The organism is Natronomonas aquatica (genome assembly GCF_024449025.1).
Classification (GTDB): Archaea; Halobacteriota; Halobacteria; order Halobacteriales; family Haloarculaceae; genus Natronomonas; species Natronomonas aquatica.
The window spans coordinates 15,498-39,553 of sequence record NZ_JAHLKM010000009.1 but is presented as its reverse complement, the minus strand read 5'-3'; the positions used below and the strand labels follow the sequence as shown (position 1 = coordinate 39,553).

20 protein-coding genes are annotated in these 24,056 nt (G+C 64.6%); 9 read left to right on the top strand and 11 right to left on the bottom strand.

What is annotated here, in order from left to right; genetic code table 11:
* Positions 1 to 32: 32 nt before the first annotated feature.
* Positions 33 to 4,217 carry a DNA-directed DNA polymerase II large subunit gene (locus KM295_RS08765; RefSeq protein ID WP_256029566.1) on the bottom strand — a complete coding sequence of 1,395 codons (4,185 nt, stop codon included), beginning with the start codon at positions 4,215 to 4,217 and terminating at the stop codon, positions 33 to 35.
* Positions 4,218 to 4,404: 187 nt separating this feature from the next.
* Positions 4,405 to 4,572: a DUF7556 family protein gene (locus KM295_RS08760; protein ID WP_256029565.1), complete on the bottom strand. Its 168-nt coding sequence runs from the start codon at positions 4,570 to 4,572 to the stop codon at positions 4,405 to 4,407.
* Positions 4,573 to 4,755: 183 nt separating this feature from the next.
* On the opposite strand from KM295_RS08760, the gene KM295_RS08755 reads away from it, so the two are divergent.
* Together KM295_RS08755 and KM295_RS08750 are read left to right on the top strand one after the other, a co-directional pair.
* A complete protein-coding gene (locus tag KM295_RS08755) occupies positions 4,756 to 6,051 on the top strand; it encodes a TIGR00341 family protein (RefSeq protein ID WP_256029564.1) in 1,296 nt (431 codons plus the stop codon).
* Between the two features lie 93 nt (positions 6,052 to 6,144).
* Positions 6,145 to 6,897 (top strand): SIMPL domain-containing protein, encoded by a 753-nt coding sequence (locus KM295_RS08750; RefSeq protein WP_256029563.1) that lies wholly within the window; start codon positions 6,145 to 6,147, stop codon positions 6,895 to 6,897.
* 11 nt (positions 6,898 to 6,908) lie between these two features.
* On the opposite strand, the gene KM295_RS08745 is transcribed toward KM295_RS08750, so the two are convergent.
* Positions 6,909 to 7,886, bottom strand: a complete 978-nt coding sequence (locus tag KM295_RS08745) for an NOG1 family protein (protein WP_256029562.1) — start codon at positions 7,884 to 7,886, stop codon at positions 6,909 to 6,911.
* Between the two features lie 337 nt (positions 7,887 to 8,223).
* The gene (gene hjc / locus KM295_RS08740; RefSeq protein ID WP_256029561.1) at positions 8,224 to 8,739 is read right to left on the bottom strand and encodes a Holliday junction resolvase Hjc; all 516 of its coding nucleotides are present in this window, start codon (positions 8,737 to 8,739) and stop codon (positions 8,224 to 8,226) included.
* 128 nt (positions 8,740 to 8,867) lie between these two features.
* Here hjc and KM295_RS08735 point away from each other — a divergent pair, with 128 nt between their 5' ends.
* Positions 8,868 to 9,743, top strand: coding sequence for a phosphorylase family protein (locus KM295_RS08735; RefSeq protein WP_256029560.1), 876 nt, complete (start codon positions 8,868 to 8,870; stop codon positions 9,741 to 9,743).
* Positions 9,744 to 9,858: 115 nt separating this feature from the next.
* Here KM295_RS08735 and KM295_RS08730 read toward each other — a convergent pair whose 3' ends face one another.
* The 5 genes from KM295_RS08730 to KM295_RS08710 all read right to left on the bottom strand — a co-directional run bounded on the left by KM295_RS08730 (position 9,859) and on the right by KM295_RS08710 (position 13,765).
* Positions 9,859 to 10,149 (bottom strand): hypothetical protein, encoded by a 291-nt coding sequence (locus KM295_RS08730; protein ID WP_256029559.1) that lies wholly within the window; start codon positions 10,147 to 10,149, stop codon positions 9,859 to 9,861.
* A 177-nt stretch (positions 10,150 to 10,326) separates the two neighbouring features.
* Complete coding sequence (locus KM295_RS08725; RefSeq protein WP_256029558.1) at positions 10,327 to 10,719, bottom strand: cupin domain-containing protein; 393 nt, start codon at positions 10,717 to 10,719, stop codon at positions 10,327 to 10,329.
* A 72-nt stretch (positions 10,720 to 10,791) separates the two neighbouring features.
* Positions 10,792 to 11,685 carry an esterase/lipase family protein gene (locus KM295_RS08720; protein ID WP_256029557.1) on the bottom strand — a complete coding sequence of 298 codons (894 nt, stop codon included), beginning with the start codon at positions 11,683 to 11,685 and terminating at the stop codon, positions 10,792 to 10,794.
* 161 nt (positions 11,686 to 11,846) lie between these two features.
* Positions 11,847 to 13,172, bottom strand: coding sequence for an alpha/beta fold hydrolase (locus tag KM295_RS08715; RefSeq protein WP_256029556.1), 1,326 nt, complete (start codon positions 13,170 to 13,172; stop codon positions 11,847 to 11,849).
* Positions 13,169 to 13,765: a poly(R)-hydroxyalkanoic acid synthase subunit PhaE gene (locus tag KM295_RS08710; protein WP_256029555.1), complete on the bottom strand. Its 597-nt coding sequence runs from the start codon at positions 13,763 to 13,765 to the stop codon at positions 13,169 to 13,171. The genes KM295_RS08715 and KM295_RS08710 overlap by 4 nt, the downstream gene beginning before the upstream one ends.
* A 113-nt stretch (positions 13,766 to 13,878) precedes the next feature.
* Here KM295_RS08710 and KM295_RS08705 point away from each other — a divergent pair, with 113 nt between their 5' ends.
* Positions 13,879 to 15,054 carry a sensor histidine kinase gene (locus KM295_RS08705; protein WP_256029554.1) on the top strand — a complete coding sequence of 392 codons (1,176 nt, stop codon included), beginning with the start codon at positions 13,879 to 13,881 and terminating at the stop codon, positions 15,052 to 15,054.
* 192 nt (positions 15,055 to 15,246) lie between these two features.
* Here the strand turns inward: KM295_RS08705 and KM295_RS08700 are convergent, their stop codons facing one another.
* A complete protein-coding gene (locus tag KM295_RS08700; RefSeq protein ID WP_256029553.1) occupies positions 15,247 to 16,614 on the bottom strand; it encodes a sodium-dependent transporter in 1,368 nt (455 codons plus the stop codon).
* Between the two features lie 377 nt (positions 16,615 to 16,991).
* On the opposite strand from KM295_RS08700, the gene nthB reads away from it, so the two are divergent.
* The 4 genes from nthB (at position 16,992) to KM295_RS08680 (ending at position 19,911) form a co-directional block, all read left to right on the top strand.
* The gene (gene nthB / locus KM295_RS08695) at positions 16,992 to 17,678 is read left to right on the top strand and encodes a nitrile hydratase subunit beta (protein WP_256029552.1); all 687 of its coding nucleotides are present in this window, start codon (positions 16,992 to 16,994) and stop codon (positions 17,676 to 17,678) included.
* Positions 17,675 to 18,730, top strand: coding sequence for a nitrile hydratase subunit alpha (gene nthA, locus KM295_RS08690; protein ID WP_256029551.1), 1,056 nt, complete (start codon positions 17,675 to 17,677; stop codon positions 18,728 to 18,730). The genes nthB and nthA overlap by 4 nt, the downstream gene beginning before the upstream one ends.
* Before the next feature lie 141 nt (positions 18,731 to 18,871).
* Positions 18,872 to 19,411, top strand: a complete 540-nt coding sequence (locus KM295_RS08685) for a DUF7342 family protein (protein ID WP_256029550.1) — start codon at positions 18,872 to 18,874, stop codon at positions 19,409 to 19,411.
* Complete coding sequence (locus KM295_RS08680; RefSeq protein ID WP_256029549.1) at positions 19,411 to 19,911, top strand: hypothetical protein; 501 nt, start codon at positions 19,411 to 19,413, stop codon at positions 19,909 to 19,911. Before KM295_RS08685 ends, KM295_RS08680 begins: the two co-directional genes overlap by 1 nt.
* Positions 19,912 to 20,597: 686 nt before the next feature.
* Here the strand turns inward: KM295_RS08680 and KM295_RS08675 are convergent.
* Entirely contained in the window at positions 20,598 to 21,569 is a 972-nt protein-coding gene (locus tag KM295_RS08675; RefSeq protein WP_256029548.1) for a DUF7983 family protein, read from the bottom strand.
* Between the two features lie 110 nt (positions 21,570 to 21,679).
* Here KM295_RS08675 and KM295_RS08670 point away from each other — a divergent pair, with 110 nt between their 5' ends.
* The gene (locus tag KM295_RS08670; protein WP_256029547.1) at positions 21,680 to 24,040 is read left to right on the top strand and encodes a DEAD/DEAH box helicase; all 2,361 of its coding nucleotides are present in this window, start codon (positions 21,680 to 21,682) and stop codon (positions 24,038 to 24,040) included.
* The last annotated feature ends 16 nt before the right edge of the window (positions 24,041 to 24,056 follow it).

Sequence of the window (24,056 nt, the reverse complement as noted above, 5' to 3'; positions counted from 1 at the left end):
ATCTCACGGAGCCTCCGGGTTCCCGACCATCTTTACATGAAGTCCGCGATCCCGCTTTGTTTGTTGGTGTCGTCCTCGAAGATCGATTCGACGGACCGATCGAGGATCTCGAGGCGCTGTCTCGTGTACTCCCGACAGCCGTACTCCTCGGCGACCCGGATCGCGGTGTCGATGTATTTTTTGACCGATCCCTCGTGGACGGTGAGGTTGACCCGGCCGCCGCACGCCCGACACTCCCCGGTCAGCGGTACCCGGCGGAACTTCTCGCCGCAATCGAGACACCGCGTCTCCTGTCTGGAGAAGGCCCGGAGGTTCCCGATGATATCGGGCAAAAAGTGGTACTCGATGACCCGTTCGGCGACGTCGGTCTCGTCGACGGCCCGCAGTTTCCTGGCGAGTTCCAGTTGGGCGTTCATCTTCTCCATCATGTCGCCCAGCGTCTTGTAGGCCGACAGGTCCGGCCCCGCGGCGATGTCCTCGGTGTCGTGGGTGTGATCGAAGCCGCGGTACTCCTCGTCGGTCCCGAGGGTATCCTCGCCGAGTTGGATCAGCTCCTCGACCGCGTCGGGGTCGGCCATCTCTCTGGTCGCCTCGTAGAACTCCCGGGGATACGAGGAGACGATGTCCATGTTGTGGGCCTCGTCGTCGATTTCGGCGGGGTCGATCCTCGAGGACATGACGAGGGGTGCGTCCATGCGACCACCTCTCTGATCTGGCAAGAAAGTCTTAGAGAAATTTATAAGACCGTCCATGAGGAGCATGACGCAGTCCTCGTCCCCGTCGCATTGGCCTGTATATATTCCATTAGCGGAAACTGTGTTTGTATATTTAACTGTAAGACAATAAGTATTTTCTATGTCTGATTTATTATATTTTACCGAGGTGATGGTATCGAATTCGTTCCCGCCGTCCGTCCGAACCGGTTCCGGTACCCGACCTGTTGATCCCGGGGATGTCGCTGTCTCCCATCTCTGTGTGTGTACCGGAAGCGGGTCACCGACCTCGAGTTCGCTTGCCGGTATCCGTTCGATACTGGCAGGCGAGTCCCCGTCACCACCTTCGTCAAGCCGTAACATCGTGTGATCGGGTGTGACCCGAAGCGTCCGTCCGCTTTCGGTCCCGATTTGGAGCATGTGTTCTGGCGCGACGTGTTTCGAGACGGCCGTGACTGGACGAATTACGTCTCGCCCCTCCTCGGTCACCGACGGGACGTACACGTCGCCGTCCAGTTCCTGCACCAACGTTCCGAAGTCGTCCTTTTCGGGGTTCTCCAGCCGCGATTCGACAAGTGTCTCGATCTCCTCGTAGTGCCACCCGTCGTCGTCCTGATACCAGAGTTTCGTCTCGGGATGGAAGCAGTTCCGCCGCTTCGCCGCGTGAAAGTACGGATGGGCGTATCCGACCGCCGCCGACGTAAACCCGATCACTCGACCGACAACAGCGGCGGAGGTGTGTGGCGCCATCCCGAAGACCAACTCGCCGACCAGATCCTCGCGCGTTTCGAGTTCGTAGAACGGCTCCAGCCCGTAGTACTGCTCCAACAGATCGTCGACGAAGTCGGCGGTTCGCATCATGTGTTCGGCCGCACCGTCCGAGAGCACGATGTCCTGTACACGTAGCTCGACGAGCTGGTCCTCGTGTGTCAGCGGCTCGCCGTGAATATCAGTCCCGTAGCCGAGCGATTTCAGCTGGCCGACGGAGACGTCCAGTTCCGCCGCCCGGACGGACGTCACCGGCAGGTCGGTCATGTCGTATCTGACGGTTCCGTCTTTGAACGAGGAAACCCCGTTTTTCGCCCGCAAAATACCTTTCTCGATCGGCTCCGGAACCTTGTGTTCCGAGGAGAGCCCCTTGACGCCTTTCAGGACGTCGAAGGCGTTCTCGCGTTCGCCGACGTTCTCCAGCGCCGAGCGGTACTCCCCGTGGACGTCGATCGTCGTCCGCTGGACGGCGTCGGCCTCGCTCTCACAGCGGGGACAGATCGCCCGCCCGGCCTCGTCGGGTTCGACGTCGATATCGCAGCTGTGACAGACGTAATGCGGCTCGGTCACGTCGTTGCACTCCGGACACCGCGCCCTGAAGGTCGAGGTTTCACACGACCGACACCGCCGCCGTCCGACCTGCGCTTCGAGTTCGCCGGGGGTATCCCGCATCGAGTCGGTGTGGCTCGCCGCGTCGGCGACGTTCCGCTGGGCCCCGCCGGCCTCGCCGATCGGGAACAGCGTGTGGACGGCCGGCGAGAGATCCCGCTTTTCGGACTTCTCGGGGCGGCCCATCCGGGAACCGATCCGGGTGGGGGCCCGCTCGCGGACCTCGAAGGGGGCCACCTCGTTGACGGCCCTGTGGGCGTTCCCGCCGTCGTCCCACTCACGGGCCGCCGCCGACAGCGTCCTCCAGGTCGGCTCCAGATCGTCGGTGAGCCCGAGCGAGCGGACCAAAGGCACCGCGTCCGGGACCGTCAGCGTCTCTTCGCCCTGGGTGTGTTCGACCAAAAGGACCTCCAGGGCCTCCCGGACCGGATCGGTGTTCGGGACCACGAGCGTTCGCGCTTCGGTCGTCTCCGGGGTCCCGACGGCGGCCCCGTCGGCCTCGACCCACTCGCCGCCGCTTGCGGCCTCGGCCAGCGCCCGGAAGCGCTCGATATCGAGGTCGTGCCAGAGGTAGGTGTACGCCGGATGCAGGGGAACGTCGTACTCTTCGACCCACGCGAGCGCCCGCCCGGCGCTCGGATGTTCGAGGTCGACCCGGGGGGCGTCTTCGAGCGCCTGCACGTCCGCTCCCGCCGCGGCCATGTCCTCGCGCCACCACTCGACGGTGTAGCTCGCCGGCGCAAGCGGGTGGTTGTTCTCGACGAACTCGCCGTAGTTGACGAGGTACTCGCCCGCATCGAGGATCGCCTCGACACCGTTGCGGACCGCCAGCGCCTCCTCGGGATCGTCGATCCGGCGGACGTCCCCGTTTGCGAGTTTGACCGTCGGCCCTTCGATCGTATCGACGGGGATCACGCCCGCCGCCTTGCCGGGCCGTTCGGTCTTGATCTGCGTGCCGGCCGCGAGGAAGTCATCGACCAGGTGCATCGTCGCCGGGTGGACCCCGGCGGTCGCGAAGCCGTGGTTGCGCGCCCGGCCGTACCGGAGACGGAACCCCCCCTCCTCGGAGGGGTGGCCGAACACCGGCCGCCCGGCGATCAGATCCCGGAGGAACTTCGTCTCCGGATCGGGACGGGGCGGGTCCTCGATATCGGCCGGGCCAGTTTCGGTCCCCTCGCCCGTTTCGCCGTCGCTTTCGTCCGCCTCGCCGTCGGAGTCGTCCCCTTCGTGGGTCCCGTCCTCGCCCTCGATTTCCTCACTCTCACCCTCACCCTTCGATTCCTTGTACGTCCCGTCGATGAGATCCTGGAGCCAGGGCCAATCGATCTCCTCCAGCTGGGAGGTGTACCGCTGGATCTTCGGCGCCTTCTGGGCGATCCCCTCGCCCAACACGAGACACATTCCACCGCGGGCGTTGTTGGTATCGACCCGTTCGAGGTCCCGAAAGCCCGAGACCTCCTCGTCGCCCGTCGGCTCCCCGTCGAGCATGATCGGCAGGTGTTCGGCGATAAACTTCGCCTCGGCGTCTTTGGGGGCGTACTGCAGCCCCGTCTCGTCGTCGTACAGCGACAGCTCCTCGGCGTAGCGTTCGACCTCCTCCGATCGGGGGTGATACTTCTCGATCCCCACGAGCGTGCGGGTGTAGTCGGCGACGAGCACCGAAAGCGCCTGGGCGGTCCCGCCGGCCGAGCGGATCGGCCCGGCGTAGTAGATGTTGATGAACTCCGTGCCGTCGTCGTTTTCGAGGATCTCGACGCGATCGATCCCCTCGATCGGTGCGGCGACGACGCCCTCGGTCAAGAGTGCGACGGCCGTCCGGACGGCCCCCTCGACTTTCCCGGCACGGGTCTCGTAGTCGCCGACGGTCCCCTCGGCGAAGTCGGCGGCCAACTCCAGTGCCGCCTCCTCCCGCGAGAGGTCGGGGTCGGCCTCCATCTCCCGGACCCGCGCCGCGACCCCCTCGATCCCGAGGATGTTCTCGACGCGGTCGGCCATGTCCCTGGCGATCGGGATCTCGACGCTCTCGGTCGGGTCGCCGCCGCGTTCGCGGGCCGTCCGTGCCACCGCGAGCGCGTCCTCGAGGTCGGCTTCCAGCCGCTCGAAATACCGCTCGTCGTCGGGACGCATCTACAGGGGCCAACGCCGGCGCTCGGGCTCGGTCACGTCGTCGCGTTCGCGTTCGAGCCGACCGCGAGGACGGCGGTCGGGGTCGACACGTCGGTAGCGCATATCCCGAGCAACAACCCCGGGGAGCAAAAGCCGTTCGCCTCCCGGCACGCTCGCCGGGCCGAAACCTGACCGTCCGCGATCCCGGCTACCGCCACTCGCCGACGACGACCGTCGCGTCCGTCGACATCGCGAGGTACGCCTCGTCGCTGCAGAGTTCAGCGATGATAAGCCGTTCCCCGTCGTCGCCGTCGTCGACCGAAGCCATGACCTCGCACTCGGAGACCGTCGCGGGGGTTGCCGGGTTCTGCGGCATATGTGTTAATTGTTGTCAGTGAGTATATAATGGTAACGATGTGATCACGTAACATAGTCGAAGCCGGCGGGAGCATACACCCCGTTCGGATCGTCACATTCACCGCATTGTCCCGAACCGGACACCGGTCGGCTCAACGGTACAACGGTTGGCTTTATCGCCCTCCGGTTCGACGCCACCGGTGTGCGACTCGTTCAGGTGACGATCCCGACCGGGAAACGCGAGACGGTGCTGGAACTCCTGGATGAGGAGGGGATCGACTACGTCGTCACCGACGAGACCAGCGGCCGGACCTACACCGCAGTCGCGTACTTTCCGCTCCCGACCAACGCCGTCGAGCCGGTCTTAGAGAAGCTCCGGGAGATCGGCCTCGAACGGGAGGCCTACACCGTCGTCGTCAGCGCCGAGACGGTCGAATCCGAGCAGTTCGACGCGCTCAAAGAGACCTACGCCGAGGATACGAACGAAGAGCGCATCGCGAGACAGGAACTGGAAGCCCGAGCCGAGGAACTCGCGGCCGCCCTGCCGACCTACGTGACGATGACTGTCGTCTCTGCGATCATCGCGACGGCCGGACTCCTCTTGGACTCGCCGGCGACCGTCGTCGGTTCGATGGTCATCGCCCCTCTCATCGGCCCGGCGATGGCCGCCGCCGTCGGCAGCGTCATCGACGACGGCGAACTCTTCCGGCGGGGTATCGGTCTGCAGGTTCTCGGCATCGTCCTTGCGGTCATCTCCGCGACAGTTTTCGCCCTTTTCGTCCAGACGGCGAACCTCGTTCCGCCGGGGCTGGATCCGCTCACGCTCTCGGAGGTCGAAGAGCGACTCTCCCCGAGCGTCCTCTCTTTGGCGGTGGCGCTGGGCGCCGGCGTCGCCGGCGCGATGAGCCTCATGACGGGCGTCTCGGCGGCGCTGGTCGGCGTCATGATCGCCGTCGCGTTGATCCCGCCGGCGGCGACGGTCGGCATCGGCCTCGCGTACGGGGTCCCGTCTTTGGCCGTCGGATCGGCCGTCCTCGTCGCGGTAAACGTCCTTTCGATCAACCTCGCCGCCCTCGTCGTGCTGTGGTACGGCGGTTATCGACCCGAACAGTTCTTCAGACACGACCGGGCGAAGATCGCCACGCTGAAACGCGTCGCCGCGCTCGTCGGTGCGATCGCGCTCCTCTCTGTGTTCCTCGGTGGCGTGACGTACGACTCCTATCAAACCGCCCAGACCGAACAGGAGATCCGCGAGGGCGTCGCGACCGAACTCGAGGACCCCGCCTACTCGGGGTACGAACTCCTCGAACTCGAGGTGAGGACCGAGACCGAGAACCTCCTGTTCCGACACCCGACGACGGTCGCCGTCACGGTCGGCGTTCCGCCCGACGTGCCGCGTTCGGGGCTCGCCGACGGGATCGAATCCCGCCTCGCCGACGAGTACGAACTCGCCGTCGACGTTCAGGTGCGCTACCTCGAGATCCAGTGGAGCCGCTAGCGGACGGTCGGCGTTCTCGGGCTGCCGGGCATGGGTCAAACGGCCGCTTGAGTTTTCGCTACTTATACGCTTTTTGATACCGTCCCCCTGGGTATGCAACGGGAACGACTCGCAGTGCTGGTAATCGTGGTCTCGCTTTTCGCACTTACCCTCGTCGGTGCCGCCATCGTCTCGCCGATCGGTGCCGACGCCCCGGCCGACGGCGCCGATCGAAGCATCACCGTCAGCGCAGTCGGCGGGGCGGACGCGGCCCCGGACCGGGCAGTCGTCCGGGTCGCCGCGACCGCGGCCGGCGACGACCCCGCCGCGGTCCGTGACGAACTGACCGCCGACGCCGACGCGCTCCGTTCGGCACTCGAATCGGCCGGCATCACCGAGGACGACTACGAGACGGTCTCCTACCGGATCGACGAGCCTCGCCGTCCCCGCGAGCCCGGTGCCGAGGATGAAACCCCGGCCTATCGGGGCGTCCACGCCTTCGAGATTACGTTGGATGACCCCGATCGGACCGGCGCTGTCGTCGACGCTGCCGCCGACAGCGACGCCGAGATCAACGACATCCGGTTCACGCTCTCGGAGGAACGCCGGAACGAACTCCGCGAGGAGGCGATCGGCGACGCCATGGGCGACGCCCGGACGCAGGCCGATACGATCGCCGACAACGGCGAACTCAGCGTGACGGGCGTCCACCGCGTCGACGCGGCACAGCGGAACTTCCGACCGGTCCGGCACGAGGCCGCGGCCGGTGACGGAGGCGCTCCTCCCGACACTGCGATCGAGAGCGGCGATGTCTCCGTCCAGTATCAGGTCACCGTGACGTACAACGCGACAGCCGGAACCCCGTAACCGTCGCTCGTCTACGACTCGAACGGGAGTTCGGGCTCGTAGCCGATCGCCCCGATCGCGGCGTCGACGACCCCCTCGACGCCCTCGCCCGTCTCGACGCTCATGTAGTGGTCGGCGTCGACGTCCCGCGAGCGGTCGGATTTGTTACAGACGGCCAGCACCGGCGCCTCGAAGGTCGCCTCGATCTCGGCGAGCAAATCGAGCTGACGATCGAGAGGGTACCCACAGTCGCCGCTGGCGTCGAGCAGCACCACGACCGCGTCGGCCAGGTGTGTCAGCGCCGAGACGGCCTGTGACTCGATCGCGTTCCGCTCCTCGGCCGGCCGATCGAGCAGTCCGGGCGTGTCGATCAACTGATACCGGATGCGGTCGCGCTCGAGGTGACCGATCCCGATCCGGGTGGTCGTGTAGGGATAGGCGGCCGTCTCGTTCGTGGCGTTCGTGACCCGGTTGACGAACGACGACTTGCCGACGTTCGGGTAGCCGGCGACGACGATCGCGGGCTCGTCGGCCCGGATGTCCGGCAGCGTCTTGAGGGCGTCGCGGGCCTCCCCGATCGCCAGGAGGTCCGCTTCCACCTGTTCGGTCACGTCCGCGAGCCGGGCGAAGGCCTGCTTGCGGAGCTTCCGGGCGGTGTCGGTGTCGGCGTTTCTGATCCGGCCCTGGTACTCCCCTTTGATCGAGTCAGTCTGCCGTGAGGCCCACATCACCTCCGAGAGGTGCTGTCTGAGCCGGTCGATCCCCTCGACGTCCGTGTCGGAAAGCGTCGCGTCCGCGAACTCATAATAGAAGTCGTCGACCGTATCGAAGTCGGGCCAGGAGGTGACCACGTTGCCGAGGTTATCGGAGAGGATGTTCGCCGCCGTCTGGAGCATCGACTCCTGGGCCTCCTTGCCGGATTTTGCCCGCCCCGCCCGCGCCGCCCGCGAGAACGCCTTGTCGACCAGCTCCTCCGACCGGGGCGTCGTCGGAAGGTCTTCGAAGTGCATACCCCAGTTTGTGCGCGATGACTTATAAACCGCGTGTCTCGGGCCGAGTCCGGCGATTTCGGGTGATCCGTCGATCGAGACCGGGTCGGTTCGTTTCAATAACGGCGCTCGCTGAACACGCTGAAACGGCGTTTATCGAGATATCGATCGGTGGGCCCACGTAAGATCGGGAGGACGAACTCGGCGGATCGGTACCATAGACGTTTGTGCCGAATGTATGGATGAACTGACGGGAGACTGAAACGGAAGCGGTTCGCGTTACTGTCGACTATTTTATGATTCGAAGTACGGGATTCGTGCCGTGTCTCCCGCACGCCCGCCGATTAGCCAGGGGCGTTCAAAACATTTCCAGGGCCTCGTCGACAGAGAGATCGCCGCGTTTTACCGCCTCCAGTATCTCGCGTTTGTTGTCGGCCTCGCTCCGGACTGAAATCTCTTCGAGAGTCACTTTCCGGGATTCGCCGGTGAACTCCGCGAAGTCGGTCCCCTCCGCGAGTGCCGTCTCCTTTTTTACCCGGTAGTTGCCGCCGTCGGTCTCGTAGAGATCGCCGGGATGGAAAAAGTACCACTCCTCCCGGTCGAACCGGACGCCGACGCGGGGTTTCGCGCCGAAGTTCCGCGCGAAGTACACCAGCGCCTCGATCTCCTCGCCGGAGAGGTAGATCGGATCGCCCGCCGAGGATTTCGCCTCGATCGCATAGAAGGTCTCGCCGTCGCCGGCCAGCACGTCCGGGAGTTCCCGCTCGGTCGCGCTGCCCGAGGCGGGCGCGCGCATCACCGCGAACCCCGCCTCGTCCAGCGCCGTGACGAGTTCACGTTCCCTGCGGTCGCCCTTCGCGTTCGGGTTCGCCATTACCGTCCGTTCGGGCGCCGGCACGCTTAAGCCCCGTCCTCCGTCGGCCCGTTCGGCTCTGTCTTCCCGCCTCCCCCGCCTCCTGGACCGACCGCCGCCTCTTTGTCAGAGCCACTCGAACTGACAGTATGACCCTCGACGTGGACGCTCTCGTGTTGCCGGCCTTCGACGACCTGGACGGGTTGCCCGGCGAGGCGGCCCCCTGGCGGGCGGCCTACGACCTCGAGGGGGCGATCGAAATCGACGGTGTCCCGACGCCGCTCCGGTACTCCGATCGGGGGCTGGCCGTCGTTCCGACGGGGATCGGCAAGGCCGCGGCCGCGACGACGACCGCCGCGCTGCTCTCGAGTGACCGCCTCGATCCCGCGGGAGCGCTCGTCCTCTCGGTCGGCGCCGCCGGCGGCCCGCCGACGCTTCCGGTCGGTTCGGTCGTCGTCGCCGACACGGTCGTCGACTGGGACGACAAGTGCCGGGTCGACCCGGCCGACGGGGAAGACGAGTACGATGACGAGGACGAAGACAAAGACTGGGACGGGGAGGGACCGATCGCGTTGAACCCCTACACCGACGAGCAGGGCGTCTTCGATCTCGACGCCGAACTGGTCGCGGAGGCACGGACGCTCGCCGAGGGGGCCGACCTCGCGGCCGTGGGCGCCGGGGCTAGCGATGCGCCCCGTGTCGTCGGCGGGACCAACCTCTGTGGCGACGAGATCTGGCACGGCCACGACCTCGCCGAACAGGCCGAACGGCTCGTCGAGACCCGCGCGCCCGGCCCCTACCGGGCGACGGAGATGGAGGACGCGGGGACCGCGGCGGCGCTCCAGCGGTTCGGCCGCCTCGATCGGTACCTCTCGATCCGCGGGATCTCGAACCACGACCGACCAAAACCGGGCATCTCGGCCCGGGAGTCGCTCTTCGCGCCGACCTTCGAGGACGGCTTCGAGGCCGGGATCGCAAACGCCGTTTCGGTCGCCCGGACGGTCGTCGACGACCGCCTGGACTGATCGCGGCCGGCGGTCGTTCGTTCCGTCGGCTCCCTCCTGCCCCGTTTCGTCCACTCCGCTTCGACGTCGCGGTTAGCCAACACGACCATATCGCCTACCTCGAAGTCCGTTCTGTTCACGCCGTGTCCGGATCCGGCGTCTCTTCGAGCGGCTCGACACGGAACACGTACTCAGCGTAACTCCCATCGAGATTCGTGGGACTCTCTTCGGCGGTATGCTCCCGACAGAGATGGGCCTCCGCCTCAACGGCACCGTGCCCGGTCTCTTCCTGATACCGTTCGAGGACGACAAACGTCGCCCGCTCGGTGCAGCCGCGACGGTGACACTCGGGGGGCGACGGGCTCCCGTTTTCGCGTCGGTTGTCCCCATCCGCTTGCGTCTCTCGTCCGCTTTCCGTGTCTGCCATCCTTTCTCTATAGGGAAGCAATCGCGATAATGCTGTGGGCGTTCGCGATCCCGGTGGTGCATACGCGCGTTACACAGGTCCTGGCAGATCTTGGAGAACGAGCGTACGAGACGTTCTCTATGACACGCCGAGAACGGGGCGCCGGGGTCCCCGCGGTGGCCCCTCCCTCACCATCCGTTATAAATCGGGGAACTCGCGCTGGTATTCCGTCCCGTCGAGGCGGTCCTCCCGGAGCGGCCAGAACGCCAGCAGTGTCGCGTGTTCGCCTTCGATTGGCCGCGCTGTGTGTGGGATCTCCGGCGGGATCGTCAGCGCGTCGTGGGGTTCGAGTTCGACCCACTCGCCGTCGACGTGGAACTCCAGACGTCCCTCGAGCAGCATGTTCGTCTGCTCGTAAGGATGGGTGTGGGGGTCGGCTTCCGGCTTTTCGGGGCTGATGCGAGAAAAGCCGATCAGCTGATCGATCCCCCGGAAGACCACCTGCTGGAAGCCCTCCTCGTCGCGGTACGGCGTCACGTCGCCGAGGTTGTACACCGACGGGATCTCCGAGCGGTCGTAATCGCGTGGCATGCGGTCCCGGTACAGCTATCGCGGTCATAAGTGTGTGGAACGCGACCGAACCGCCGATCGACGGCCGGCCGGTCACCGGGCGAGGCCGACCTGGTGGCGCAGATCGTAGGGGTGTTCCCCGGTGAGCCACTCGAAGAGGTACTCCTTGGTGGCCCGGGCCGTCCGGACGCCGTCGTGGCCCGTCTCGAGGACGACGTTCGTCGCTCCCTCGAGTTCGGGGCTCTCCGGGCACCGCCAGTAGAGGGCGTCGTCGGCCCCGCGGACGGTGTAGTACTCGACGTCGCCCGGGGTCTCGACGCGGTTGAGCCACGCGAGCGGGTGGTCCTCGTACTCGTCGTAGTCGGCCCGCAGGAAGGGGCTCACCCGGTAGTCCTCGCCGTCGAGTCCGGCCTCGACACACCAGGTGTTGAACACCGTGCCGTGGTTCGGGCCGGCCAGCCCGACGACCGTCTCGACCCACTCGTAGCGGCCGCGGGCCGCCAGCCAGAACCGCGTCCCCGTGACGCCGAGGCTGTGGCCGACGACCGCGACGGTGTCGGAGCCGGTGTGTTCGCGGACCCGACCGACGAAGTCATCGAGCTGGTCGGCCATCTCCGGGTGGGTCGAGGCCCCCTCGCGGAACGTGATCGCCCACAGGTCGTCGCCGCCGTAGCCGCGCTCGAGGAAGAACTCCGCGTGGGCCTCCCAGTCGCAGGCGTCCCGCTGGAGGCCGTGGACGAACACGATCGGCGTGGGCTCTCCCTCCGCGCCGGGCGCTTTCGCCGGGGCGTCGACGCCGTGGAACGCCCGCCCGCCCCAGCCGCCGTAGGCGCCGTCGGTCGACCACGGCAGCCTCGAGTCGTCGGTCCGGTCGCGATCACAGCCGATCGCACACCCGCCGTTGCGCCGGTTGTGTCGGATCCGCCGGAGGATCCGGAACAGCGCCGGCGAGAACGGCCATCCCCCCGTCGTATTTGGCGTGAACATCGTTTTTATTGGTCCTCCGCCGTCACGACGCCCCGGGAACTGTCCGTCTCCGCCGTTTCCCGCCCGGCTCTCGTTTCACACACGTTACCCCTACGTAGCGATCCTACATTATTTATATGCTGTGGTAAAAGATACCAACCGTTTCGGCTGCCGGGTGTCGATCAGCGCCTCTCCTCCCGTGCCTGCCCGATCAACCCTTCGAGACGCCCCTGGGGGACGTCGGCGTCGTCGGCGACGGTGTCCGGGTCGGCCTCCGCGAGGTCCGCCACGGTTTCGACGCCGGCCTCCCGAAGTCGCCCGGCGTAGGTCGGGCCGATCCCCTCGATCCGGCGGAGCTCGCTTTCGGCGTCGGCCGCCGTCGTGTCTCCCGTTTTTTCGCCCCCCGAACGCTCCTCGTACCAGTCACAGACCGCCGGCCACAGTTCGGCGTGTGCACGCCCCGAGACGGCCAGCCCCATGTGCCCGGTGTCGGCCTTGAAGACGGTCGTATCGTCCGGGAGCCTCCCGGTGAACTCCCGTGGTGCCGCCGGCGGGACGACGCTGTCGTAGTTGCCGATGATCTGTGCGATCGGCATATCCAGGTTCCCGAGGTCGGCGTGTCTGCCGTCGATGTACATCTCGTTGTTGTAGATCCGCTGTTCGTGGTACGTCGCATCGATGAAGTCGACCAACATTCGGCCGGGGATGTCGATGCTCTCCTCGATCCACCGCTCCATGCGGGCGAAGTTCTCGACGAAGTCCTCGTCCTCGATCCCGTCGAAAAAGCGCAGGTACTTCGTGAGGCTGTTCTGGACGGGTTCGCGCGCCGAGAAGGCCGCATCGACGATGTCCGCCGGGACGTTCCCGTAGGCGTCGACGAGCGACTCGGGATCGAAGAAGTCCTCGCCGACCCACTGGTCGACGACGCTGTCCGTATCGCGAAGGTTCACCGCCGTGGCCATCAGCCCGAGGCTCCGGACCTTCTCGGGGTACAGCGCGGCGTACAGCACTGAAAACGCCCCGCCCATGCAGTAGCCGAAGAGGCTGATCGACTCCTGGCCGGAGCGTTCCCTGACGACGTCGACGCAGTTGTCGAGATACCGGTCGACGTAGTCCTCGAAGGTGAGCGTGTGGTCCAAAAGCGAGGGCTCGTTCCAGTCGATCATGTAGACGTCGAAGCCACGATCGAGGAACGCCCGTATCACGGACCGATCGGGCTGGAGATCGAGAATAAAGGGCCTGTTGAACAGCGCATAGACGAACAGGATCGGGACGTCGTGTCGTTCGTCGGTCCGCGGCTCGTAGTGGAGAAGTTCGAGTTTGTTCTCCTCGTAGACGACCTCGCTGGATGTTTTTCCGACGTCCACGTCGGCGACCCGCCTGTTGGCGTCGTCGACCTGGGCGAGCTTTTCGAGGAAGTCGGCGGCGTTCTCCCACGTCTGTCGTTGGAGGTCGAAGGCGGCTTCGATATCCGCCGCCCCCTCCGTCGCGTTCTCCGGGTCCGTCATGCCGGTTCCTCGAGGTGCTCGAGGACACGGTCAAGTTTCGTCTCGACGTCCTCGAGCCGCCCGAGCTCCCGCTGGAGTTTCTTCTGGCGGCGTTCGAGTTCGACGAGCCGTTCGCCGACCTCCCGGACGTCGCGTTCGGTCGCAAAGCCGAACTCCCGGAGCGTCGCCTGGGCACTTTCGTCGACCGTCTCCCGTACGTCGAGGGCGTCCTCGACGCTCCGGCCGGTCATCGAGGAGAACGCGTCGGTCGAGATCACTTCCTTGAACGCCTCGTTGGCGCTGTCGAGCCACAGGTCTCGCACCTCCTCGGGATCGATCTCTCCGCCGCGGGCGGCGGCGGCCATCTTCTCGGCTGTCTCCTCGGCGGCCTCCATCCATACCGAGTGTGCCCGCGTGTTTCCCTCGGACCCCTCCCTCGAGAACTGTTCTTCGTTGATCGACTCGAAGGCGTCGAAGGCGTCGACCCACGATTCGACGAACTCCGCTTGGGCCTCCGTGCTGGCCTCCATCCCCTCGACCATCCGTTCGTTCATCCGTGCGACGATCTCGTTCCACTGCTCCGGCGTGCGGTCGGGATCGGATCCATCGGCCATGAGGAGTGTTACCTATCCTCCATATTTAGGGATTAGGTTTCCCGCCCAGCGTCCGGATGGCCTAAGGGTATCCCCCCTCAAACCCGAACGATGACAGCGAACGAGACGACGCCATGAGGGCCCGGCTTTCCCGAGGACACAGCGCGGGCGCGATCGCCGCAGTGGGGGTAGCGACCGCGCTGTCGCACCTCTATCATGCCGTCCGCGAACCCGCGATCCACTCTCTGATGGTCGGCGTGATCGTCCCGATTGCCCTGTCGGCGCTTCTGATCGGCGCCGGGGTCCGGCTCTACCGGAGCGACCTCCCGACGTCGGGGATGCGCCGCGTGGCGGGCTGGACCTGGGTCGGAGCCCTCGTCGGCATCGTCTTCGGCTACCCCGTGATCCCGTATCAGGCGGCCCACGGGATCACGATGGTCGACGTGCCGTTCGTGGTCGTCAACTGGATGACGACCGGGGGCATCGCCGGGTTCCTGATCGGGCTCTACGACGCCCGACAGGAGCAGTACCGCGACGCACTGGAGGCCGAACGCGCCGAACTCGAGGCGCGGGAACAGGAGCTAGAGCGACAAAACGAACGGCTCGATCACTTCGCGAGCGTCATTTCTCACGACTTGCGGAACCCCCTCACCGTGGCTACCGGCCGTCTGGAACTGCTACAGGAGGAACACGAAAGCGAGCACATCGAGGCCGTCACGACGGCGATCGACCGGATGGACACACTCATCGATGAGCTTCTGACGCTCGCTCGACAGGACAAATCGATCGACGACACCGAACCGGTTTCGCTGGCGTCGGTCGCGGACCGCTGTTGGACCATGATTACGGCCCCCGAGGCGACGCTCGCCGTCGAGGACGATCCCACCGTCATCGCCGACGCGAGCCGGCTCCAGCAACTGTTCGAGAACCTGTTTCGGAACGCCGTGGAGCATGGCTCCACGGGCAGTCGGACGGGGTCCGACGACAGCGTCGAACACGGTTCGACGAGCAATCGGCCGCAGGCCGATGACGCCGTCGAGCACGGCGGGGACGGGATCACCGTCACTGTCGGTGCCCTCCCGGACGGCTCGGGGTTCTACGTCGAGGACGACGGCCGGGGGCTCCCCGAGGACGACGTCGACCGGCTCTTCGATCCCGGCGAGTCCACCTCGGCGGACGGCACCGGCCTCGGGCTGGCGATTGTCGACGGCATCGTCGACGCCCACGGCTGGGAGATCTCCGCCACCGAAAGCGACGCCGGCGGCGCCCGCTTCGAGATCACCGGCGTCGAGACGGAGACGGCGTCCTGACACGGTCTTGGGACACGAAACGACGGGGTCGACGTTTTCGCTCGCACAACCTGCCCCACAGCACACCTCAGACCGCCGTTTGCCGGGGCGAACCACTGGTCAGAATCTAAACTTCCGTGACACATCTGTTATCGAATGCCACGAGACGGTGGCGTTCGGACGGTTCCCCGCAGGCGAGACAACGGCCCTCGGCTACCTCGAGGCGAGGAAGTCAGCAAAGGGCCCCTGTAGGAACTCCAGGTATCCGGTAACACCGAGATACAGCGAAACGATCAGGACGGCGACGACCGGGATCCGAACCATCCAGATCCAGAGCGTGCCGACGGCGCCGAGGTCTCCGATTCCCTCCCGGAGTTCCTCGACCGCCTCGTCCGCGTGGAGCCAGGTGATGGCGACCATCAGCAGGATCCCGCCCAGCACGAGCAGGATCTGTGCGGCGAGCATGTCATAGAGGTCGACGAACACCGTATCGACGGTGACGGGGACCCCCAGAAGGAAGATGCCGGCCCCGACGATCACGGTCGCCCTCGCCCGGTCCATACCGAACTCGTCGATCGCATAGGAGACGACGACCTCGATGAGGCTGATCGCCGAGGACAGCGCGGCGATGGCGACCGTGGCGAAAAAGAGGGTGCCGACGACGCGACCGAACGGAAGGCTACCGAGGGCATCCGCGACGCTGATGAAAAGCGCCCCGGGCCCGGAGGTCTCCGGATCCAGCCCCGCCGTGAACAGGATCGGGAAGACGATCAGCCCGGTCAGGACCGAGACGGAGGTGTTCAACACGACGATGCTCGTGCCGTCGATCGCGAGGTTCTCGTCGGAACCGAGATACGACGCGTACGTTATCATCACGCCCATCCCGAGAGACAGCGTGAAAAAGCCCTGCCCGGCCGCGGCCGGCACCAGGCTTTGCCAGTTCGCGACGATGTACTCGAAGTTTGGCGAGAGATAATACGCGTACGCTTCCCCGGCCCCCGGGAGGCTGAACGCGTACACCGAAAGCACCCCGAAGATCACGAAGATGGCCGGGACCATCACCTTGACACCGATCTCGATCCCCCGCTGGATGCCGAACGCCACGATGCCGACGACGAGCAGCATGAATATCGCATGAAAGAGAAGCGCGTCCCATCCGGACGCGATCTCGGCGAAGAACTGGGCGGCGACCGGCGGTTCACCCTGTGCGGCGTCGCCGACGTACCCGCCGGTAGCGCTCCCGACGACGTATCGGAGCACCCACCCGCCGATCACGCTGTAATACGAGAGGATGACGAACCCGATGAGGACGAACAGGCCACCGAGGTACTGCCACACGCCGCCGGCGAACTCCCGGATCGCACCGACCGCGTTCAGGCCGGTCTTCCGTCCGACGACGAACTCCGCGAGCATCGCCGGGAAGCCGATCAGCAACACGAAGGCGAGGTACATGACCATGAAGGCTGCGCCTCCCTCCTGGCCGACCTGGAACGGAAACCGCCAGATGTTACCTAGTCCCACTGCGCTTCCGACCGCCGCGAGAATGAACCCGATCCGGGTTCCCCACGTTTCACGTCCCATGTATGTGCTGAACGAACCTGCTGTTAATACTCCGTCGCTATCGGGTTGCGATCCGTGACCTACCTACTCTACTCTACTCTACTCTACTCTACTCTACTCTACTCTACTCTACTCTACTCTACTCTACTCTACTCTACTCTACTCGCTCACGAAATCGAGGATGTCCGTACGATCTCGAGGCTTTCGTGTGAACTGTGGGTGTAACGCAGCCCCCGGGTTGTGGCTCTCCGGAAGACGAACGGAGCGAGTCATTCGACTTTCCCCGAGCGAAGTGAGCGGGACCGGGGACAGTTCCTGTGGCTTCCCGTGGTGCTTCGAAGAGTACCCTCCGGGTACGCACCAAAGCTATTTGCGCCGACGGGTCGAACCCGGTTCGCATGAACGGCATCCACGATATGGGCGGGATACACGGCTTCGGGGCCGTCCCCGTCGACGACGCCCAGTTCCATGCGGACTGGGAGCGCGTCGTCTTCGCGTTAGTGCGTACGATCCGGCCACAGGGGATCTACAACATCGACGAGAGCCGCCACGGCATCGAACGGATGGCGCCAGCGGACTACCTCGCGGCGACGTACTTCGAGCGCTGGCTGGCGAGCCTCGAGCGAAACCTCGTCAAAAAAGGCCACCTCACTGAAGACGAGATCGAGGCCGCCCACCAGCGCGCGCGAGACCTCGAAAACCCCGCGGATCTCGTTCCCGAACGGCTGGATCCCGACCTCGCCGAGCGAGTCAGAGAAGCGTTCCGACGGCCGGCATCGTTCGACCGGCCGGACGACGAGCCCCAGTTCGCCGAAGGAGACGCGGTTCGAGTGCGCAACAACCATCCCGAGGGACACACCCGCTGTCCGCGCTACGTCCGGCGAACGACCGGTAAAATCCGATCCCTCCACGGGAACCACGTCTTCCCGGACGCCAGCGCCCACGGCGAGGAACGCGACGAGCCGCTGTACACCGTCGCCTTCGACGCCGACGAGGTGTGGGGCCCCGATGCCGAAGATCCCGACGATACGATTCACGTCGATCTCTGGGAACCGTATCTGCGACCTACGGAGGACGAACGATGACCGACGATCACGACCACGATCACGACCACGACCACGATTCCGGACACGACCACGACGAAACGGCCGCCGATCCACGTCCCCGCGTTCGGGCGATCCAATCGTTGCTCGTCGAGAAAGGGATCGTCTCGACGGACGCGATCGACGAGGCGATAGCCGCCTACGAACGCGATATCGGCCCACAGAACGGAGCCCGGGTCGTCGCCCGGGCGTGGACCGACCCCGCCTTCGAGGAGCGGCTCCTCGAGGACGCCCCGGCCGCGATCGATGAGTTCGATTTCGACGTCGGTATCCAGCATATCGAGGTGAAGAAAAACACCGCCGATGTCCACAACGCCGTCGTCTGTACCCTGTGTTCGTGCTACCCGTGGTCGCTGCTCGGGCTCCCCCCGACGTGGTACAAGACGCCGTCCTATCGGTCCCGAATGGTCCGCGAGCCGCGAGCCGTCCTCGATGAGTTCGGGCTCGAAATCGACGGTGGAATCGACATCGATGTCTGGGATTCCAGCTCCGAAATCAGGTACATGGTCCTGCCGAGACGCCCCGATGGAACGGAGGGATACGACGAGGACGAACTCGCGAATCTTGTCACGCGTGACTCGATGATCGGCGTCGAACGGCTCGATCACGGGACGACGGACGCGGGATCGAAAGCCGACGGGGGACACGCGGATCCCGACGGCGCCTTCGCGGACCTCCTCGGCGTCGACGCGGAGCCGACGTTCTCGGAGCCCTGGCAGGCACGCGCCTTCGGCGTAACCGTCGCCCTGTACGATGGGGGCGGCAGTTTCGACTGGTCGGCCTTCCAGCGGCGGTTGATCGAGGCGGTCGAGGCGACACCCACCGGCGCCTACGCGACCGACGACGACCGCGACCGAGGGGCCGACGCTGCGGCAACCGAACGCATCTACTACGACCAGTGGCATACGGCACTCGAACGGCTGCTCGTCTCTCATGCTATGCTTGAACCCGACGCGATCGACGCTCGAGCAGCCGCGTTCGCGGCCGGTGATCGGACGGCCGAGGAGTTCATCGAGGGCGACCGGGCCCACTGACCGATCGGTATTCTGCTTGGTCGCAGAGGAACGTCGCCTCCCAGCATCTGAACCGCCTTCCACCGAAGGACAAATCACGCCCCGTCTGAATATCTGAACCAAGATAAATTATTTGAACAGGGCCGTCCAAGACCTAGTCGAATGGCTGAATCGAAACCAGAATCGTGGACGGAGACAACGAGCGGGCGTGAGCGCGTCCGGCACGTCGTGGAGCTACTGGACGAACCAACGCCGGTGCAAGAGATCGCGGACCGAGCCGAAGTTTCCCGCGCAACAGCCGACGATGAACTAAAGCGACTGGAGAGCGACGACTGGGCCACGGAAACGACTGTCGACGGGACGAAAGCCTACGATCTGAATCCCGTACGGATGCTCTTCGACGAGGTGACCGACCTGATCGAGGTTCATTCGCGTGACGAACTGGAGAGCCAGCTCACAGAGTTAAAGGAGGAACAAGAAGAGCTGGCTGCGGAGTACGAGGTCAGTTCGCTCGATGAGTTCCGGGAACAACTCGCGGACGAGGACTTCTCGACAGAGGAGCTTCGTGAGCGTCGCAACGTGATCGCCACGTGGGAGGCGATCAACACGGAACTCGGGCTCGTGAAACATGCCCTCCAACTGTACGATGACGTCGTGGAACTCTCGTCACCGCGGACTGACTCTCCCTCGACACTCGCCTAATGGCCGTCTTCCTCGCTAACCGGGCGAACTTGCAGAGCAAGCGGCTCCACGACAGTATCCAGAATCGGCTTAGCGGTGCGTTCGAGAACGTTCGACGGCGACGTGCTGAGCCGCGTGAAGCCGGCTCATACCGGGTCGTCGCTGAGGTAGACCCACGGCAGTTCCTCGATCACGACGAGTATTCGGTAACGGCTGCGCGGATCGAGACCGGGTTTCAATTGCAGACCGGCGAGCCGCACGGATACTACTGGTTCAACTGGATCGAGCCAGACCGAAGTCTGCTGGTGGGTTGGCATCAGGACGACACGCACGACGACCTTGGGCCAGTTCATCTGCAAGTGAACGACGGCGCGACACCCGTCACGCACGAACCAGCGCCGTTCATCGACTCACATCCGCTGGACGTCGTTGAGCGCAGACTCACCTCGCTTCCAGACGCGGTCCGCGCGGTCGAATGGGAACAGGGACGACCCGTCGGACCTGGTTCTGTACGTGAGTAGGGTGAGTTCTGAGCGACTCCAGACGTCAGATAATCACTTGTGATAGCGATACGAGCGCATACCCCCGTCTTCCCGTGAGTGACGAGGGTTCCGACCGCAGTCGGAACCGAGGAGCGAGCAGGCGGGGGACGAGCGGACACTCCAGCAAACAACATATCGGCGTCGGCTGCTGGATTTCTCACCGCAATCATTTTTTGTGGCCGCTTATAGTATATGATGCTACGGATTCGGTGAGATGCCGGTTCCGAACTACAAGGAGCGGGGAACAAGCGGTGATTCCCACGGCGATGACACGGAATCCGATGGGGCCTCATTGACCGGGCCATAGCCCTACAGCGAGGGAGACAAACGAGAGTTCCTCCGGTATGCTGCCGGTTCCCTCTGAGTGCGGGTTGGAACCTCGAACGCCACCCTTGGCGGAAATCCGATGGTCGGATTCCTCCGCGTTCACACCGAGGAGGAGGTCAATTAGTATCTGTTCACAAGTGCGTATTCGAAACTCTCTGCGCAGTAACACTTGGATGGATCGCGGTACCACCACAGTCGCAGCCCGCGGCTGAGGAATCGGCTTCAACAAACCCAGGAAAATGGTCCGCACAGCACCGCAGGCATTTGAACTGTGAGTGTAATGCCGCCTCCCAGCATTTGGACCATTTTATTACTGAAGGGCATCTGATCGAACCGATTCAGCTCTGCATCTGGGTCCCGGTACTGAAACTGGTGAGGTCGTCGATACGGTCTTCGAGTTCCTCGATCTCCCGTCGCAGATCGTCGGTTTCCGCCTCTTCGCTCGCTGCCAGCCGGTCTTTCAGCCCCTGGAGGCGTGACTCTTTGACCTCCTCGTCGACCTCTGCTTTCCGGACGTACTCGCTCTTGTCGATCTCGTAAACATCGCTCTCGGAGAGCTCTGTTACGTCGAGCGCCTCGTCGACCTTGTTCGCGTCGACGGTCGTCAGTCGTTTGCGCTCGATCCCGGCAGCCTCGAAGGCATTCAACACGAGTTCGTCGTCCTTGAGCGAGCGGTTGCGGCGAGCGGTTCGCTGGACGGACCCGTACTGACCGTGGACCGGCTGGTCGTGATGCAGCCGGTCGAGCAACACATCCGCGATGTTCTGCCTGAACTCGTTTGCGTTCCGCTGGACATCCGAACACAGCGTGTAGAGATTCACCAGCGCGTTCGTCTCCAGCTCCGTGAGATCGGACACATGGTGGCGTTCGAGTGCGTCGATAAGCAGCAACGCGTCGGAGTAGACATCGAGTCCGTCGGGTTCGACGCGCTCCGTGTCGTCCGTCTCTGCGTCGTCACTCACCAGTTGCGTGGCGGTCTCGCCGTCTTGTTCCGTGATGGTCCCTCGCTGTTCGTCGATCTCGAACCGGGGGTGGAGGCTCAATACGGCGGGATACGGATCTGCGTCTGGTGGCAGGCGGTCGAGGCCGAATTTATTGTTTGTTTCCTGTATCCGACGGTAGAGCGTCTCGAACTGATCGCGCTGTAGCGGCCGCCTGTCCCCCGTCTCGGTGAACCTGACGACGACACGGTGTTCCTGCACGTCTGTGATCCGGAACCGGTCGTGAGAGAGCGGTGTGATGAGTTCCGCACCGTCAGACAGGTCGTCGAGTTCGTCGAGCAACGTGTGCCAACTGACGCTGAACGGCATGGATACCGCTATGCCACCATCGAATAAAAGGGTCGGGTGACCGGTGAACTCACTGGGCCAGACCGGGAGAGCCGTATCGATATATGCGGTCCCGTCCCTATCTTCCCACAGTGGACGAGTTCGCCGAGTGGGTGCAGGACCGGGACTACTACCACGACCAGATACAGTTCCAGCGGGAGGTACCCGCACGTAGACCTGTCACCCAATCCTGTACGATGAACCCCAAGGTCACGGACCTGCTTGGCGACTGGGGCATCGGCGAACTCTACGCACACCAGACCGACGCCATCGAAGCAGTCCGGACCGGCCAGAACGTCGTGCTGGCCACGCCGACGGCCAGCGGCAAGAGCCTGACGTACACGATTCCTGCGCTCGAACGCGCACGTGACCACGACGGTCGGATGCTGTATATCGGGCCACAGGTCGCGTTGATCAACGATCAGGAGGCGACACTCTCTGATTTTGCTGCGCCGTTTGACGACGTTTCCGTGACCCAGTATACGGGGGCACTCGCTTCGGACGAACGCCAGCAGGCCCGTGACGACGAACCGTGCATGGTTCTGACGACGCCGGATATGCTCCACTGTGGACTGCTCAGCCACGCGACCGACATCTGGCGAGACTTCTTCGAGTCACTGGAACTCGTCGTCGTCGACGAGGTGCACGAGTACCGCGGTGTCTTCGGCAGTCACGTCGGTCTGGTCTGCCGCCGGTTAGCCCGAATGTGTGACCGTCTCGGTGCCGACCCGCAGTTCGTGTGTTGTTCCGCGACAATCGGAAATCCACGGGAACACGCAGCGACGATTACCGGGCAACCAACCGACTCGTTCGTCCTCGTCGACCAGGACACCAGCGAAACCGGGCCGACACACTGGCTGTTCTGGCAACCACCGAAATACGACGAAGGCGATGCACCAGCTGGTGCAGGACAACGCCGCTCCCACCACGGCGAAACCATGCGACTGTTCGTCGACCTCGTCCAGCGGGGATACCAGACAGTGGCGTTTACGCGCGCCAGACAGACGGCCGAACGCTACGCCACCATCAGCAGCGACACACTCACAGAGCACGGCGAAAGCAATCTTGCCGAGAACGTCACGGCCTACCACGCTGGATTGCGTGACGACCGCCGAGCGGCAATCGAGACAGCACTGCACACGGACGAGTGTGCCGGCGTCTGGAGTACGAGCGCACTGGAACTGGGCGTCGACATCGGAAGTCTCGATGCCGTACTACTGGACGGGTATCCCGGGACGCAGATGTCGACGTTCCAGCGAGCCGGCCGCGCTGGCCGGGGGACGGAACCGAGTCTCGTCGCGCTCGTCGCCAGCGAGGACCAACTCGATCAGTACGTGATCAAGCACCCGCAGGAACTGTTCGAGCAGACACCCGAGCGTGCCGTCGCCAACCCATCGAATCCGCACCTCCTCCAACTGCACGCTCACGCTGCGGCCGTCGAACAGCCGCTTCGAACCGCCGACGAACAGTATTTCGGCCCGACGTTCCCCGACATCGTCAGTGGCCTCACCGAGGAGGGCGAACTGTCCCGACGGCAAACAGCCGATGGCCTCGAATGGCAACGAACCGCCAGCGGACGAGCGGTGAATCCCTACAACCAGGGGCTCCGAACGATCACCGAACGCACTGTCGTCCTTCGGGTTCGAGGCGGTCAGTCCGACAGACTCGGGGAACTCCCGTTCGACGCTGCGCTCCGGGACGTTCACCCGGGCGCGATCTACCATCATCAGGGCCAGAACTACGAAGTCCAGTCACTCGACCTGGACCGCGACGCGGCGTGGCTCACGCCGACGGAGAGTGACCACCAGACCCGCGTTCAGTACGAGGAGTCGATGACTATCGAGGAAGACGTTGCCACCAAGCCACTGGCGACGCGCGACGACGTTACGGTCCACTTCGCGGACGTGACTCGGCGCAAGCAGGTCACCGGATTCCAGCGGCGTGACCACCGAACAGGCGAGATACTGAGCGAGGAGCCACTCGACCTGCCCGAGACGACACTGTCAACGCAAGCGTTGTACGTGACACTTCCGCCGGGACTCGAACGACTGATGCAGACGATGTCCGGCTCATTCGAGGGTGGACTCCACGCCGTCCAGCACGCCCTCGTCGCCACGTTTCCACTCGTTATCCTCTGTGACCGTCGGGATGTCGGGAGCGTCTCGACGACGGACCACCCGCAGGCAGAGACAAGTGCGCTGTTCATCTACGACAGCTACCGCGGTGGTGTCGGACTCGCTCGTAATGGATACGACCACATCGAGGGACTGTTCCAACACACGTGGGAACTGCTCGCCGATTGCGGGTGTTCGGACGGCTGTCCGGCGTGTATCCAGTCACCACACTGTGGCCGAGCAAACGAACCGCTGGACAAGCGCCTCGCGGCGACGCTCACGATGGCACTGGCCGATCCGAGCCGACAGGCCGACGACGGGACACCGAAATCAGATTAATTCCCCACGTCGAACG

Bases quoted from the DNA above. Each gene is read 5' to 3' on its own strand.
- KM295_RS08765 (WP_256029566.1), bottom strand. From the start codon at position 4,217: ATGCGTCCCGACGACGAGCGGTATTTCGAGCGGCTGGAAGCCGACCTC.
- KM295_RS08760 (WP_256029565.1), bottom strand. From the start codon at position 4,572: ATGCCGCAGAACCCGGCAACCCCCGCGACGGTCTCCGAGTGCGAGGTC.
- KM295_RS08750 (WP_256029563.1), top strand. From the start codon at position 6,145: ATGCAACGGGAACGACTCGCAGTGCTGGTAATCGTGGTCTCGCTTTTC.
- KM295_RS08745 (WP_256029562.1), bottom strand. From the start codon at position 7,886: ATGCACTTCGAAGACCTTCCGACGACGCCCCGGTCGGAGGAGCTGGTC.
- hjc (WP_256029561.1), bottom strand. From the start codon at position 8,739: ATGGCGAACCCGAACGCGAAGGGCGACCGCAGGGAACGTGAACTCGTC.
- KM295_RS08735 (WP_256029560.1), top strand. From the start codon at position 8,868: ATGACCCTCGACGTGGACGCTCTCGTGTTGCCGGCCTTCGACGACCTG.
- KM295_RS08730 (WP_256029559.1), bottom strand. From the start codon at position 10,149: ATGGCAGACACGGAAAGCGGACGAGAGACGCAAGCGGATGGGGACAAC.
- KM295_RS08725 (WP_256029558.1), bottom strand. From the start codon at position 10,719: ATGCCACGCGATTACGACCGCTCGGAGATCCCGTCGGTGTACAACCTC.
- KM295_RS08720 (WP_256029557.1), bottom strand. From the start codon at position 11,685: ATGTTCACGCCAAATACGACGGGGGGATGGCCGTTCTCGCCGGCGCTG.
- KM295_RS08715 (WP_256029556.1), bottom strand. From the start codon at position 13,172: ATGACGGACCCGGAGAACGCGACGGAGGGGGCGGCGGATATCGAAGCC.
- KM295_RS08710 (WP_256029555.1), bottom strand. From the start codon at position 13,765: ATGGCCGATGGATCCGATCCCGACCGCACGCCGGAGCAGTGGAACGAG.
- KM295_RS08705 (WP_256029554.1), top strand. From the start codon at position 13,879: ATGAGGGCCCGGCTTTCCCGAGGACACAGCGCGGGCGCGATCGCCGCA.
- KM295_RS08700 (WP_256029553.1), bottom strand. From the start codon at position 16,614: ATGGGACGTGAAACGTGGGGAACCCGGATCGGGTTCATTCTCGCGGCG.
- nthB (WP_256029552.1), top strand. From the start codon at position 16,992: ATGAACGGCATCCACGATATGGGCGGGATACACGGCTTCGGGGCCGTC.
- nthA (WP_256029551.1), top strand. From the start codon at position 17,675: ATGACCGACGATCACGACCACGATCACGACCACGACCACGATTCCGGA.
- KM295_RS08685 (WP_256029550.1), top strand. From the start codon at position 18,872: ATGGCTGAATCGAAACCAGAATCGTGGACGGAGACAACGAGCGGGCGT.
- KM295_RS08680 (WP_256029549.1), top strand. From the start codon at position 19,411: ATGGCCGTCTTCCTCGCTAACCGGGCGAACTTGCAGAGCAAGCGGCTC.
- KM295_RS08675 (WP_256029548.1), bottom strand. From the start codon at position 21,569: ATGCCGTTCAGCGTCAGTTGGCACACGTTGCTCGACGAACTCGACGAC.